This is a genomic window from Gordonia sp. DT101, from assembly GCF_049844895.1.
Taxonomy (GTDB): domain Bacteria; phylum Actinomycetota; class Actinomycetes; order Mycobacteriales; family Mycobacteriaceae; genus Gordonia.
The window spans coordinates 15074-30333 of sequence record NZ_JBNCLX010000001.1 but is presented as its reverse complement, the minus strand read 5'-3'; the positions used below and the strand labels follow the sequence as shown (position 1 = coordinate 30333).

Genomic DNA, 15260 nt, shown 5'->3' with positions numbered 1-15260 from the left:
TCCACGGGCCAGCGCTGTCCCTGAGGACATCGAGCATTGCGATTCGTCACCGAGTCGAGTGGAGGTTCGAGATGTTGTTTTCCGCGCTCCCGGCCAAGCAGGGCCTGTACGACCCAGAGGCCGAAGTCGATTCGTGCGGTGTCGCGATGGTGGCCGATGTCTACGGCCGACGTTCCCACTCGATCGTCGCCGACGGGTTGCTGGCGCTCGAGAACCTCGAACACCGCGGTGCCGCCGGCGCCGAGGTCAACAGTGGTGACGGTGCGGGCATCCTCATCCAACTCCCCGATGCATTGCTCCGCGCGGTGACCGATTTCGACCTTCCCGCACCGACCACGGTTGGTGACAACACCTACGCGGCTGGTGTCTGCTTCCTGCCGGTCGATCCCGTCCTGCGCGAGCGCGCCATCGAACGGGTGAGTGCGCTGGCGGACGCCGAGGGCGTCACGATCCTGGGATGGCGTGAGTTGCCGGTCGACGCCGAGCGCGCGGACATCGGCGAGACCGCGATCGGCTGTATGCCGTACATGATGCAGCTGTTCGTCACCGTCGATCCGTCTGCCGGAGCGAAGCGGATCGGCGGCCTCGAACTCGATCGCTTCATCTACCCGTTCCGGAAGCAGGCCGAGCGGGTCACTCCGGAGATCGACAAGGCAGGGACGGGAATCTACTTCCCGTCGCTGTCGAGCCGCACCATGGTCTACAAGGGCATGCTGACGACGATGCAGTTGCCGCTGTACTACGACGACCTGCGTGACGAGCGGTGCCACAGCGCGATCGCCATCGTGCACTCCCGGTTCTCGACCAACACGTTCCCGTCGTGGCCACTGGCCCACCCCTTCCGATTCGTCGCCCACAACGGGGAGATCAACACCGTTCGGGGCAACCGCAACAGGATGCGCGCACGTGAGGCGCTGCTCGAGACCGACCTCATCCCCGGGGACCTGAAGCGCGCCTTCCCGATCTGCACACCGGAGGCATCGGATTCCGCCTCGCTCGACGAGGTCCTCGAACTCTTGCACCTCGGCGGCCGCAGCGTTCCGCACGCGGTGATGATGATGGTCCCCGAGGCGTGGGAGAACGTGCCGGACATGGACTCGAAGCGCCACGCGTTCCTGCAGTTCAACGGATCGCTGATGGAGGCCTGGGACGGCCCGGCCTGCGTCACCTTCACCGACGGCACGGTCGTCGGAGCCGTGCTCGACCGCAACGGGCTCAGGCCGGGACGCTGGTGGCAGACCCGCGACGGCCGCGTGATCCTCGCGTCGGAGGCCGGGGTGCTGGACGTACCCGTCGACGACGTCATCTCGAAGGGCAGGCTCGAACCGGGCCGGATGTTCCTCGTGGACACCGAGCAGGGCAGGATCATCCCGGACGAGGAGATCAAGGGCGACCTGATCGGCGCCGAGCCCTACGACGAGTGGCTCCATGCGGGTCTGCTCGACATCGCGACCCTGCCGAACCGGTCGGTCTACAAACCGAATCACGACACCGTCGTCCGACGACAGGTCTCGTTCGGCTACACCGAGGAGGACATGCGGGTACTCCTCACGCCGATGGCCGCATCGGGCTACGAACCTCTCGGATCGATGGGTACCGACACTCCGGTTGCCGTGCTGTCCAAGCGGTCCCGACTGCTCTACGACTACTTCGTCGAGCTGTTCGCGCAGGTCACCAATCCGCCGCTGGACGCCATCCGCGAAGAGATCGTCACGTCGATGGCGCGCGTGATGGGTCCCGAACAGAATCTCCTGAACCCCACCGCTGCGTCGTGCCGGCAGATCCTGCTGCATTGGCCGGTCATCGACAACGACGACCTCGCCAAGCTCGTCCACATCAACGACGACGGCGACAATCCGGGGTTGTCGGCCAAGGTGCTGCACGGTCTCTACGAGGTGGCCGACGGCGGCATGGGTCTGCGGGCCGCGCTCGACGACCTCCGGATGCGGGCGAGCCAGGCGATCGCCGAGGGGCACACCACGCTGGTGATCTCCGACCGGCGGACCGATCGTGATCATGCGCCGATACCGTCGCTGCTCGCGACGTCGGCGGTGCACCATCACCTCGTCCGAACCAAGGAACGCACCAAGGTCGCGCTGGTGGTGGAGTCGGGTGACGCCCGCGAGGTTCACCACATCGCCCTGCTGATCGGCTTCGGTGCGGCCGGCGTCAACCCGTACCTTGCGCTCGAGTCGATCGACGACCTGATCGCGGAGGGTGAACTCACCGGAGTCCCGTCGTCCAAGGCCAGTCGGAACTACCTCGAGGCGCTGGGTAAGGGCGTGCTCAAAGTCATGAGCAAGATGGGGATCTCGACGATCAGCTCGTACACCGGCGCACAGGCCTTCGAGGCGGTCGGACTGTCGTCGGAGGTCGTCAAGGAGTACTTCACGCGGACCGTCTCCCGGATCGAAGGTGTCGGGCTCGACGAACTCGCCGAGGAGGTCCGGATTCGGCACCATCGCGCGTTCCCGGAGAACCCGACAGAGCAGGTGTACCGGCGTCTCGAGGTAGGCGGCGAATACCAGTACCGCCGTGAGGGCGAATTGCATCTGTTCACGCCCGAGACGATCTTCCTGCTCCAACACGCGACGAGAACCGGTCAGGCCGAGGTCTTTCAGAAGTACTCGGACGAGGTCGACAAGCTGTCGCGCGAGGGGGGCACGCTACGCGGACTGTTCGATTTCGACCTGGCCGCACGCGATCCCATCCCGCTCGACGAGGTGGAACCGGTCGAGACGATCATGACGCGGTTCAACACGGGAGCGATGAGCTACGGGTCCATCTCGGCCGAGGCGCACGAGACCATCGCCATCGCGATGAATCGGATCGGCGGCCGCTCCAACTCGGGTGAGGGCGGCGAAGATGTCGATCGACTCTACGATCCGGAACGGCGCAGCGCAGTCAAGCAGGTGGCCTCCGGTCGCTTCGGGGTCACCAGCGACTACCTGATCAACGCGACCGACATCCAGATCAAGATGGCGCAAGGGGCCAAACCCGGTGAGGGAGGCCAGCTCCCGGCGTACAAGGTGTACCCGTGGATCGCCAAGACGCGGCATTCCACGCCCGGCGTCGCCCTGATCTCGCCACCGCCGCACCACGACATCTATTCGATCGAGGATCTCGCGCAGCTGATCCACGACCTGAAGAACGCCAACTCCGATGCACGCATCCACGTGAAGCTGGTAAGTGCGGTGGGTGTCGGGACCGTCGCGACCGGCGTGTCCAAAGCGCACGCCGACGTCGTGCTGATCTCGGGTCACGACGGAGGCACCGGCGCGTCGCCGCTGACGTCCCTCAAACACGCCGGCACGCCCTGGGAGATCGGGCTCGCCGACGCGCAGCAGACACTGATGCTCAACGGTTTACGCGATCGCATCACCGTTCAGTGCGACGGCGCCCTGCGTACCGGCCGCGACGTGATCATGGCCGCCCTGCTCGGTGCGGAGGAGTACGGCTTCTCGACGGCCCCGCTCATCGTCACCGGTTGCATCATGATGCGGGTCTGCCACCTCGACACCTGCCCGGTCGGCGTCGCGACGCAGAATCCGCAGCTGCGTGCGCGGTTCACTGGGCAGGCAGAGCACGTCGTCAATTTCTTCCGGTTCGTCGCCGAGGACGTACGAAAGCACCTGGCGCAGCTGGGCTACCGTACGCTCGACGAGGCGATCGGACAGTCGCAGCGTCTGCACACCGCTGAGGCGGTGGCGCATTGGAAGAGCAAGGGTCTCGATCTCACGCCGATCTTCCGCACCCACGACGACAAGGGGCCGACCCGCCGGATGCAGGGCCAGGACCATGGACTCGATCGTGCTCTCGATCAGACCTTCATCCAGCTCGCCGAAGGTGCGCTCGAGGATGCACATCCCGTGACACTGGAATTGCCGGTGCGCAACGTGAACCGGACGGTCGGCACGCTGCTTGGGTCGGAGGTCACTCGCCGCTACGGCGCCGAGGGGCTCGCCGAGGACACCATCGTGGTGAAGCTGACCGGGTCGGCCGGACAGTCGCTCGGTGCCTTCCTGCCGCCGGGGGTGACGATCCGACTGTCGGGCGACACCAACGACTATGTCGGAAAAGGGCTGTGCGGCGGGAAGATCGTCGTCGCGCCGGATCCGGACGCCTGGTTCGTCGCCGAGGATCAGGTCATCGCGGGCAACACCATCCTGTACGGCGCGACGTCGGGGGAGGTGTTCCTGCGCGGCAAGGTCGGCGAACGGTTCTCGGTGCGCAACTCCGGCGCCACGGCGGTGGTCGAGGGCGTCGGCGACCACGCCTGCGAATACATGACCGGCGGACGGGTGGTGATCCTCGGGCCCACCGGGCGCAACCTGGCTGCCGGTATGTCCGGGGGTATCGCCTTCGTCTACGACCTCGACACCGCCAAGGTGAACATGGCGATGGTGGAGTTGTTGCGTCCGGACCCCGACGACCTGCGATTCCTGCGCGACACGATCGCCAAGCACGCGGAGCTCACCGGCTCGGCGATCGGTGCGTCGATGCTGGCCGACTGGCCACGGCGGTGCCTGGGCTTCACCAAGGTGATGCCCAGCGATTACAAGCGAGTCCTCGACGCGGCTCGGATGGCCGAGGCCGAAGGGCGCGACGTCGATTCAGCGATCATGGAGGCGGCACGTGGCTGATCCGCGCGGGTTTCTGGAGATCCCCAAGAAGGAATCGAAGTACCGTCCGGTCGCCGAGCGGGTGCAGGACTGGGACGACGTCTATCACCACGGTGAGAACCCGTTGCGGGAGATGTCAGAGGTGTCCGAGCAGGCAACCCGCTGCATGGATTGCGGAATCCCGTTCTGCCATTCCGGCACCGCGGGATGTCCGCTGGGAAATCTGATCCCGGAATGGAACGACCTGGTGCGACGCGGACGGTGGGACGCGGCGAGTAGCCGGCTGCACGCCACCAACAACTTTCCGGAGTTCACCGGGATGGTGTGTCCGGCGCCGTGCGAGGCGGCCTGCGTGTTGTCGATCTCGGAGGCCACCACCGGTGGCAGCGTCACCATCAAACGTGTCGAGAAGACCATCGCCTACGAGTCCTGGGCGGAGGGCATCATCGGTCCAGAACCACCCGCCGCGCGGTCGGGAAAATCGGTGGGAGTCGTGGGTTCGGGGCCGGCGGGAATGGCTGCTGCGCAGCAACTCACGCGGGCCGGTCACGAGGTGACCGTCTACGAGCGCGATGATCGGCTCGGTGGGCTGCTGCGCTACGGCATCCCCGAGTACAAGCTGCAGAAGTCCGATATCGATCGGCGGATCGCCCAGATGCGTGCCGAGGGTACCGAGTTCGTCACCAGCTGCGACGTCGGTACCGACATGTCGGTGGAGGAACTGCGCTCGCGTCATGATGCTGTCGTGCTGGCGATCGGGGCGATGGAGGCCCGCGACAACGCGGTGCCGGGGCGCGAGCTGGCGGGCGTGTACCTCGCGATGGAGCACCTCGTGCCGGCCAATCGCGAATGCGAGGGCGACGGTCCGTCGCCGATCTCTGCTGCGGGCAAGCATGTCGTCATCATCGGCGGTGGCGACACGGGTGCCGATTGTCTCGGGACCGCCCATCGCCAGGGGGCAACGTCGGTGGTGCAGCTCGACTACAACCCCGAACTGCCCAGCGACCGCGACGACAACCGGTCACCGTGGCCCACATGGCCGTTGGTGATGCGGACATCCTCGGCGCACGCCGAGGGCGGTGAGCGGAAGTATCAGGTCGCCGTCCAGCGCTTCGTCGGCGACGAGGAGGGCAACGTGACGACGCTGGTGCTCGCCGAAGTCCAGGTGGTCCGTGAGCCGGACGGGCGACGAGTGGTCACCCCGGTCGGCGACGAGTTCGAGATCCCTTGTGAGATGGCACTGTTCGCCATCGGGTTCGCCGGTGTCACGCGCGGTCCGCTGCTCGCCGATCTCGAACTCGAGCCCAATGGTCGTGGTGCGCTGTCGTGTGGCAGCGACTGGCAGACAGACGCCCCGGATGTCTTCGTCTGCGGAGACGCCCACCGCGGTGCCTCTCTCGTGGTCTGGGCCATCGCAGAGGGGCGCTCGGCCGCTCACGCGGTGGACGAGCTCCTGATGGGCGAGTCGGACCTGCCGTCGCCGGTGCGGCCGGCGACCCTGCCCCTGTCGGTGCGGTGACGGCACCACCACGTGGGCGACGCCCCGCAACGCGCGCGGGCGGCGTTGGTTTCATTGTGTTCGCGACCACCCCGGTCGGGGCGCTGACCTGCTCGAACTGCAGTTGTCCGGCAGGTGACCAATCCGCGCCGGGATAGAGATGGCGATCCAACGGGACTAAGGTGAACACAGTGACACGGCGAACAAAGATTGTCTGCACCCTCGGCCCGGCGACCAGTAGCGACGAGAAGCTCAAAGAGCTCGTCGAGGCCGGGATGGATGTGGCCCGGATGAACATGAGCCACGGCACCCACGACGTGCACCGCGAGGTGTACGCCAGGGTGCGTAAGGCGAGTGATGCCACCGAGAAGGCGGTCGGCATCCTGGCCGACCTGCAGGGCCCGAAGATCCGTCTCGGCAAATTCGAGGACACCGGCGCACCGAACGGCGAGGTGCTGTGGGCGACGGGCGACGAAGTGCGGGTCACCGTCGACGACATCGTCGGTACGCACGATCGGGTGTCGACCACCTACAAACACCTGGCCGCCGACGCCAAACCCGGTGACCGGCTACTCGTCGACGACGGCAAGGTCGGTCTGGTCGCCACGGCAGTCGACGGCAACGACGTGGTGTGCATGGTGACCGAGGGCGGACCGGTCAGCAACAACAAGGGCCTGTCACTGCCGGGCGTGAACGTGTCGGTGCCGGCGATGTCGGAGAAGGACATTGCCGACCTGGAGTTCGCGCTGGAACTGGGTGTCGACATGATCGCCCTGTCCTTTGTCCGGAGTCCGGCCGACATCGAGTTGGTCCACGAGGTCATGGATCGAGTGGGGCGCCGCGTGCCGGTGATCGCGAAGCTGGAGAAGCCCGAAGCCATCGACAACCTCGAGGCCATCGTGCTGGCGTTCGACGCCATCATGGTCGCCCGCGGTGACCTCGGCGTCGAGTTGCCGCTCGAAGAGGTTCCGCTGGTCCAGAAGCGGGCGATCCAGATGGCCCGGGAGAACGCCAAACCGGTGATCGTCGCGACGCAGATGTTGGACTCGATGATCGAGAACTCGCGTCCCACCCGTGCCGAGGCCTCCGACGTCGCCAACGCGGTTCTCGATGGTGCCGACGCGGTGATGCTGTCCGGTGAGACGTCGGTGGGTAAATGGCCGATCGATTCGGTGCTGACGATGGACAAGATCGCGCGTGCGGTCGAGGGCGGTTCCCGCGACGTCCCGCCGCTCTCACACGTGCCGCGCACCAAGCGCGGCATCATCTCCTACGCCGCCCGCGACATCGGCGAGCGACTGGAGGTGAAGGCTCTGGTGGCGTTCACGCAGTCGGGCGACACCGTCCGCCGGCTCGCCCGCTTGCATTCGCGGCTTCCGTTGCTGGCCTTCACGCCGACCCAGGAGGTGCGTAGCCAGCTGGCGTTGAGCTGGGGCACCGAGACGTTCATCGTCGACAACGTCGACAGCACCGATCACATGATCGATCAGGTCGACCTGCAGCTCCTGCGCATCGGGCGTCTCAAAGAAGGCGACGTGGTGGTGATCGTCGCGGGTGCTCCGCCCGGAACAGTCGGCTCCACCAACATGATTCACGTCCATCGGATCGGCGAGCAGGACCACTGACCCCCGCTGGTCGGATCGCTCTGCTGGTCGAGTTCGTACCGTTCCGCTGGTAAAAGCCGTATTCTTCCGTTGGTCGAGTTCGTACCGTTCCGCTGGTAGGAGCCGTATTCTTCCGTTGGTCGAGTAGACGACGAGCGCAGCGAGGAGTCGTATCGAGACCACCCTCCGCGAGGGCATAGGGTGTGCTCTCATGACCGACCAATCCGAGGATCTCGGCAAATTGCTGGCGCTGCTCGACGTCGAGCGACGCGACGACGACCTGTTCATCGGCCAGCACCCGGAGCAGAAGACCGCGCGCACGTTCGGTGGGCAACTGCTGGCGCAGGGAGTGGTGTCGGCCGGCCGCACCATCACCCGGGGGAACCCACCGATCCACGCACTGCACGCCCACTTCATCCGGGGTGGCGATGTCAGCAAGCCCATGGAGTATCACGTCGCGCGGTTTCGCGACGGAAAGTCGTTCGCGAACCGACAGGTGACCGCGATGCAGGACGGCTCTGAGGTGTTCACGATGCTGGTCGCTTTCCAGGACAACACGGCCGGCCTGGAACACGCGGTGGACATCCCGCAGGTGCCCTACCCGGAGGAGTTGCCGCCGCTCGGCGAGCATTTCAAGGGCTACGAGGATCGCATCGCCACGTTCGTCAATGCGTTGCACCCCATCGACATCCGATTCGCCAACGATCCGACGTGGAAGATGCGCGACGCCGGGGCCACCCTCACGGACAACCGGGTGTGGATGAAGACCGACGGTGTGATGCCCGACGATCCGCTCCTGCACGTGGCCGCGATGTGCTATGCCTCCGACACCACGGTCCTCGACTCGATCATCACCACCCACGGTCTCTCGTGGGGGATCGACCGACTCTTCGCCGCCACCGTCAACCATTCGATGTGGTTCCACCGCGAGTTCCGTTTTGACGATTGGATGCTGTACGCGACGCGGTCGCCGGTCGCGACCGGTAGCCGCGGCATGGGATCGGGCCGGTTCTGGAAGCGTGACGGTACCCTGGCGACCTCGGTTGTCCAAGAGGCGCTGATCAAGTACTTCCCGCCCAAGAACTGAGCGGCGCCAATCCGCTGGTCGAGTAGCGCGCGAAACCGCCGGTCGAGTGGCCGCGCCAAACCGCTGGTCGAGTGGCCGCGCGAAACCGCTGGTCGAGTGGCCGCGCGAAACCGCTGGTCGAGTGGCCGCGCCAATCCGCTGGTCGAGTAGCCGGCGAGCCGCCAGGCGAGTCGGCGTATCGAGACCACACCCCCCGTGCTGGCAGACTGATCCCATGACCTCCGCCCAGCCTCCTCGACACGACGTGGCGCCACAGGCGCAGGCACACCCCGGTGCCGGCCGTCCGATGAGTCCCTACACCGGTCCCACCGACCCGCCTCAGTTCTGGCTGCGCTCGGGACCGACGTTGCCGCAGCGCACCTGGCAGCGCAGCACGCGATCGCCGATCATCATCATCAGTTCACTCGCCGCGATGGCGCTGGCGGGGGTAGCGGTCGCGGCACTGCTGGTCGGCACGGTCAACCGGACGTCCTTCACTGCGCACGGTGCGGTGGTGTGTCCGACGACCCAGGCACAGGCACTGCAGATTGCTCCGGGGGCAGCCGTCCGGATCTACGACGAGACCGGCGACGAACTGTCGACGACGACCCTCGGTCAGCGCGAGAGCGGCGACGGCGGTGGATGTGAGATGACGTTCCGTGCCGGCGACGTCGCGTCCGGGCGGGACGGATATGTCGTCCGCATCGGCGACGTCCTCCAGGAGACCGTGTCCGAATCGGCGCTTTCGTCGGGGGTTGTGTTGCGTCCCGTTCCGTGACCACTCGCCTTAACGGGTGGTAAGCGAACGCGCGGGTTAGACTGCGGCGATCTCTGTGAACCCCTGGCCGGTTTTCGGGCAGGACCCACACGTGACCTTCGGATGGATGGGGGAGAGGGTGACTGACAGCATCGACTGGGGCAGCGAGGTTTTGGCCTCGCTTCGGTGGATCGGCATCGTGTTCATGATCGCTCTCGTCGGGGTGCTGGTCGTCGGCTATCTGCTGGCGCGGTTCACCAACTGGGGGCGGCAGTACTGGCGGACCGCCGGTGGCTCTTCACCGACTCCGATACTCGACTGCTGGCGTGGAGCCTGGTCGGGGTGCTGCTGCTGCTGGCGGTTGCCGGCGTCCGCCTCACTGTCCTGTTCTCGTATCAGGGCAATGACATGTTCACGGCGCTCCAGACCGCAGCCCAGGGTCTTGCGCAGGGAAATCAAGATGCTCTGGATGCCGGAAAGTCGGGCTTCTGGAAGGCCATGTGGATCTTCGGCGTCCTCGCAGCGATCCACATCGTACGAACCCTCATCGAGCTGTACCTGGGCAGCGCCTTCGAGATCAAGCTGCGCGAGTACATGACAACGCGCAACACCACGGACTGGCTCGGTGGAAAGGCGTTCTACCGGAACAGATTCGTCGAGGCGGCGCTCCCTCAGGGGCCTGATGCCGCGATCCAGCCCGGGGTCGACAACCCCGACCAGCGCATCGAGACGGACATCACGACCGTCGCGACGTCGAGTCGCCAGCTTGTCTTCGGGTACAACGGATCATCGACGAACGGGGTGATCCCGGCGATCATCACCATCGTCTCGTTCACGAAAATCCTGTGGGACCTCTCTGGTCCGATGTCTGTGTTCGGCGCCGATGTGCCGCGCGCGATGGTCTGGTTCGTCTACATGTTCGTCTTGATCACCACTGTCATCGCGTTCTGGATCGGACGACCGCTGATCCGCCTGTACTTCCTCCGGGAACGTCTGACTGCGAACTTCCGATATGCACTCGTCCGAGTTCGTGATGGCGCCGAGAACGTCGCCCTCTATCACGGTGAGGGCGTCGAACGTGCCGGCCTGCTCGAACGATTCGGAGCCGTGGTCGGCAACTTCTGGCAGATCGTCTTCCGGACCCTGAAGTTCACCGGCTGGAACTTCGTCGTGAACCAGTTGTCGGTGGTGTTCGCCTACGTCATCCAGGCGCCGCGCTTCTTCGCCGGCACGATCACCCTGGGCGACATGAATCAGACGGCGACGGCGTTCGGTAATGTCCACGACTCGTTGTCGTTCTTCCGTGAGGCCTACGACTCGTTCGCCGATTTCCGTGCGGCACTCATCCGGCTCAACGGGCTCGAAGACGCCAACGAGGAGTCACGCGAGTTGCCGGTGCTCGCCACCACGGACCGCGAGCGTGCCGTCCGCCTGACCGATGTCGACATCACCACCCCGGACGGCAACGAACTCATCCGCGACCTCAGCCTCTCGCTCGACCCGGGCGACGCCCTCGTCGTGAAGGGACGGTCGGGTTCGGGCAAGACGACCCTGCTGCGCGGGCTGGCCGGACTCTGGCCGTTCGCCGACGGCGAGTTCGCCCGCCCGCCGGGCGACCGCACGTTGTTCCTGTCGCAGATCCCCTACATTCCGCTGGGAGACCTACGCACCGCGGTCGCGTATCCGGCCCGGCCGGGCGACTTGGGCGACGATGCGATCCGGACCGCGTTGGAGCGGGTGTTCCTGCCTCACCTCGTCGATCGGCTCGACGAGGAGGAAGACTGGTCGAAGGTGTTGTCGCCGGGAGAGCAGCAGCGTGTGGCATTCGCGCGCATCCTGCTGACCCGGCCCGAAGTGGTGTTCATGGACGAGGCGACCTCCGCCGTCGACGAAGGTCTGGAGTACTCGCTGTATTCACTGATCCGGGCGGAACTACCCGAGACGATCCTGGTGTCCGTCAGCCACCGCAGCACCACCGATCAGCACCACACCAATGTTCTCGAGTTGACCGGGGGAGGTTCGTGGGAGGTTCGTCCGGTCGGCGCCTGATCGAGCTCTCGCAGCATAAATTGCATCGCTGACGTCTGTGTTTTACTGTTCCATTACCAATCTGGTGGATTCTCTTCCGGCTCCGAGATCTCTCGGTACTGTGATGCCGACCACATAGTCGGGCGGAACGAGGACATCGGTCATGGCGGACGCGGAGCGAATCACATTTCCTCACGAGAGCGGCATCGCAGTGGCCACCCTCCCGGAGGCCTTTCAACTGACGGCGACGGTACGACCGGACAGCGTGGCGATCCGGACCGTCGGCGGAATCCAGGAGATCACCTGGGCGCAGTATGCCGTCCGCGTCGAGGCGATCGCCTGCGGGCTCGCTTCAGTCGGCGTCCGACGTGGGGACACTGTCGGCATCATGCTGACCAACCGGCCTGAATTCCACCTGGTCGACACGGCGGCGTTGCATCTCGGGGCGATCCCGTTCTCCATCTACAACACGAGCTCACCGGATCAGATCGAGTACCTGTTCGGCAATGCCGAGAACGCTGTGGTGGTGACCGAGCAGGCCTTCCTGCCGGCGATTCGTGCCGCCGACACCGCGGTCACGACGACGATCGTGGTGGACGGCGCCGCAAGTGGCGCGATGACGCTCGCCGAGCTGGAGCAGACCGCGGCGCCGGACGGCTTCGGTTTCGAGACATCGTGGCGCGCCGTCCGACCGGATGATCTGGCGACCCTCATCTACACCTCGGGCACCACCGGCCCGCCGAAGGGCGTGGAGATCACCCACCGCAACATCATCGCCGAGTTGACCGCTCTGGAGGAGCACGTCGACGCGGGCTTCGACGACCGGGTCATCTCATACCTGCCCGCTGCCCACATCGCCGACCGCGTGTCCTCGCATGCGGCGAACATGGTCCGCGGTATCCAGGTGACGACCGTTCCGGATCCACGCGAGATCGCCGCTGCGCTACCGGAGGTGCGGCCCACCTTCTTCTTCGGTGTGCCGCGGGTGTGGCAGAAGATCCGGGCGGGAATCGAGGCGAAGATGGCCGACGAATCCAGCCCGGTGAAGAAGAATCTGGCGGCATGGGCACTCGGGGTCGGAGCTGCCTCCGCGAAGGCGCATCTCGAGGGACGCGGTGACGGATTGGTCGGTGGCGTCCAGCACGGGCTGGCCGACAGGCTGGTGCTGCACAAGGTCCGTACCGCCATCGGGATGGACCAGGTCACGTTCGCCGGTTCCGGCGCGGCGGCGATTCCGCCCGAGGTCCTCCAGTTCTTCCTCGGTCTCGGCATTCCGGTGTTGGAGGTCTGGGGGATGTCGGAAACCACCGGGGTGTCGACCATGACCACGGCCGAGAATCTCAGGATAGGAACCGTGGGCAAACCGGTGGCCGGCGTAGAGACAAAGCTGGCCGCCGACGGTGAACTCCTCATCCGTGGTCCAGTGGTGATGCGCGGCTATCGCAAACAGCCGGAAAAGTCCGCGGACACCATCGACGCCGACGGCTGGCTCGCCACCGGCGACATCGCCACCATCGATGACCAGGGCAACGTGACCATCGTCGATCGTAAGAAGGAACTGATCATCAACGAGGCCGGCAAGAACATGTCGCCCACGAACATCGAGAACGCGATGAAGGCGGCGTCATCACTGATCGGACAGGTGGTGGCGATCGGAGACGCCAAGCCGTACATCGCCGCGCTCGTCGTCCTGGACCCGGACGCAGCCGCGGCACGAGCGAAGAACCTGAACATCCCGGATGCGGACATAGCCACGCTGTCGCGTCGGCGCGAGGTGATCGACGAGGTCACCGCCGCCTTCCGGCAGGGCAACGGCAAACTGTCGAGGGTCGAACAGGTCAAGCGGTTCACCCTGGTGCCGACCGCCTGGGACCCGGGCGGCGACGAGTTGACGCCGACGATGAAATTGCGGCGCAAGCCGATTGCGACGAAATACGCAGATCACATCGTCGGGATGTACGGGGAGTCGCCGGGGAGCGACGTCATCGATCTGCGCTAGCGTCACACCTCCGACATTCGTGCGTGGCCTTGGCTACGACCGTGCCGCGCCGCGACGATCGCCCATCCCCAGACCATCAACCAGACCGTCATCCCGCCGACCTGGATGCGCTGTGCGAGACCCAGACGAAAGTCACCCGACAGGTTGTCGGCGGCCAACATCCAGACGGTGGACACCACGATCACGACCAGCACGATGCTCCCGACCACCCGCAGTTGCGGCCATGTGCCGGAACGGTAGGCGGCGACCGTCGCCGCGATCATCGCGGTGAAGATGGAGAACACCGCGAGCGTGCTCGTCAGGGCGTGAATGTGGTGTAACTGCGGGAGGATTCCGCTGGGCTCGTTCGGGCAGCCGGTGTCGACGCCGGGAATACATTCGATCGGCATGAGGGCGTCGGCGATCGTCGACATCCCGAAGGTGCCCAGCGCCACCACCGCGGTGATCGCCGGGAACCCGCGGAACACGGGGCGCGGCACGAGCAGGGCGAGGGTGGCGAGCATCGCGCAGCACGAGGTGGTGATGTCTCCTGCGACGTACACCTCTCGATGGGGGCGGTGTGCGGCGTCCAATTCGCTCAGAAAACTGCGGAACGGATCGAGCGGTCCGGGCCACAGGAACTCCAGAACCCAGGACGAATAGCAGACGCCCGCGAGCGCCACCAGGAGTCCCGCCGCGACGACACGCCACGGCCGCGTTCGGGGCACGGCGGATGTCACCCGCACAGCGTAGCGATGACCAGCCCCGATCCGGTGGTGGAGCCGCATCTCACCCGGCCGGGATGAAAATGCGGTCGAACCCCGGGGCGCAGCGGCCTGTTCGCACTAGGATCGTCCCAGGGTCGTCGTTTCCGCGCGATGCGGGATGACGATCACCACCTGTCAATCGCGATGCAGCGAGGTTTTCATGACCGAAGAAGCCCCCCAAGAGCTCGGACCCATCGATTACGTCGTATTGGAATGGCCCGACAAGCAGCCGAACGGAGAGGCGATTCCCTACCTGATCGACTTGGTGGATCGTGGTGTCATCCGCATCATCGATCTCGCCTTCGTGATGAAGGACGACGACGGCTCGATCACCCAGCTCGAACTCGACCAGCTCGGTGCCGATTTCGAGGTTTTCGACGGCGTCGCCACCGATCTGATCTCGACCGACGACGTCTCCGAGGCGGCATCGGTGCTGCAGCCGGGGACCGCGGCGGCGATCATCGTGTACGAAAATTCATGGGCTGCAGGGTTTGCTGCGGCGCTACGACGAAACGGTGGCCAAATGGTGTCCGCCGGTCGTATCCCGATGGACGAGTTCCTCGAAACCCTGGAAGCCGCCGAGGCCTGACCGCCTCGTTCCCGATCAGATCCGACCCTCAGAAGGAGATCATCATGCCCGGACTCATCCGCGCCGCCACGCGCACCGCCGTCATCGCCGGAACCGCGACATCGGTGAGCAACCGTGTGGCCCGCCGCCAATCCAACCGCTGGTCCCGGCAGGAGTACGAGAACCAGCAGCGTTACGCGCAGCCGCAACCCGTGCCGCAGGCCGCACCTCCCGCTCCGCCGCCCGCACCTGCTGCGGCGCCGGCCCCGGATACCATCGAACAGCTCAAGGAGCTGGGCGCCCTGTATCAGCAGGGCATCCTGACCGAACAGGAATTCGCTGCGCAGAAGGCGAAGATTCTCGGTAGCTGAA

General features: G+C 65.6%; 9 protein-coding genes and 1 pseudogene. 9 read left to right on the top strand and 1 reads right to left on the bottom strand.

The features are described 5' to 3' along the window. Positions 1-71: 71 nt before the first annotated feature. The 7 genes and pseudogenes from gltB (at position 72) to ACLQ3I_RS00105 (ending at position 13574) form a co-directional block, all read left to right on the top strand. Entirely contained in the window at positions 72-4643 is a 4572-nt protein-coding gene (gene gltB / locus ACLQ3I_RS00135; protein WP_425799800.1) for a glutamate synthase large subunit, read from the top strand. Next, entirely contained in the window at positions 4636-6141 is a 1506-nt protein-coding gene (locus ACLQ3I_RS00130; protein WP_425792060.1) for a glutamate synthase subunit beta, read from the top strand. Before gltB ends, ACLQ3I_RS00130 begins: the two co-directional genes overlap by 8 nt. Positions 6142-6311: 170 nt before the next feature. Next, positions 6312-7745, top strand: coding sequence for a pyruvate kinase (gene pyk, locus ACLQ3I_RS00125; RefSeq protein WP_425792061.1), 1434 nt, complete (start codon positions 6312-6314; stop codon positions 7743-7745). A gap of 190 nt (positions 7746-7935) precedes the next feature. Further along, positions 7936-8811, top strand: coding sequence for an acyl-CoA thioesterase (locus ACLQ3I_RS00120; RefSeq protein ID WP_425792062.1), 876 nt, complete (start codon positions 7936-7938; stop codon positions 8809-8811). A 214-nt stretch (positions 8812-9025) separates the two neighbouring features. Continuing rightward, positions 9026-9568: a hypothetical protein gene (locus ACLQ3I_RS00115; RefSeq protein WP_425792063.1), complete on the top strand. Its 543-nt coding sequence runs from the start codon at positions 9026-9028 to the stop codon at positions 9566-9568. 118 nt (positions 9569-9686) lie between these two features. Next, positions 9687-11596 (top strand): annotated as a pseudogene (locus tag ACLQ3I_RS00110) (ABC transporter ATP-binding protein/permease). 142 nt (positions 11597-11738) lie between these two features. Continuing rightward, the gene (locus ACLQ3I_RS00105) at positions 11739-13574 is read left to right on the top strand and encodes an AMP-dependent synthetase/ligase (protein WP_425794850.1); all 1836 of its coding nucleotides are present in this window, start codon (positions 11739-11741) and stop codon (positions 13572-13574) included. Positions 13575-13576: 2 nt separating this feature from the next. Here the strand turns inward: ACLQ3I_RS00105 and ACLQ3I_RS00100 are convergent, their stop codons facing one another. After that, entirely contained in the window at positions 13577-14293 is a 717-nt protein-coding gene (locus ACLQ3I_RS00100; RefSeq protein WP_425794851.1) for a DUF998 domain-containing protein, read from the bottom strand. Between the two features lie 187 nt (positions 14294-14480). Here ACLQ3I_RS00100 and ACLQ3I_RS00095 point away from each other — a divergent pair, with 187 nt between their 5' ends. After that, positions 14481-14909 (top strand): DUF6325 family protein, encoded by a 429-nt coding sequence (locus tag ACLQ3I_RS00095; RefSeq protein WP_425794852.1) that lies wholly within the window; start codon positions 14481-14483, stop codon positions 14907-14909. Positions 14910-14953: 44 nt separating this feature from the next. Continuing rightward, entirely contained in the window at positions 14954-15259 is a 306-nt protein-coding gene (locus tag ACLQ3I_RS00090) for an SHOCT domain-containing protein (RefSeq protein WP_425794853.1), read from the top strand. The last annotated feature ends 1 nt before the right edge of the window (position 15260 follow it).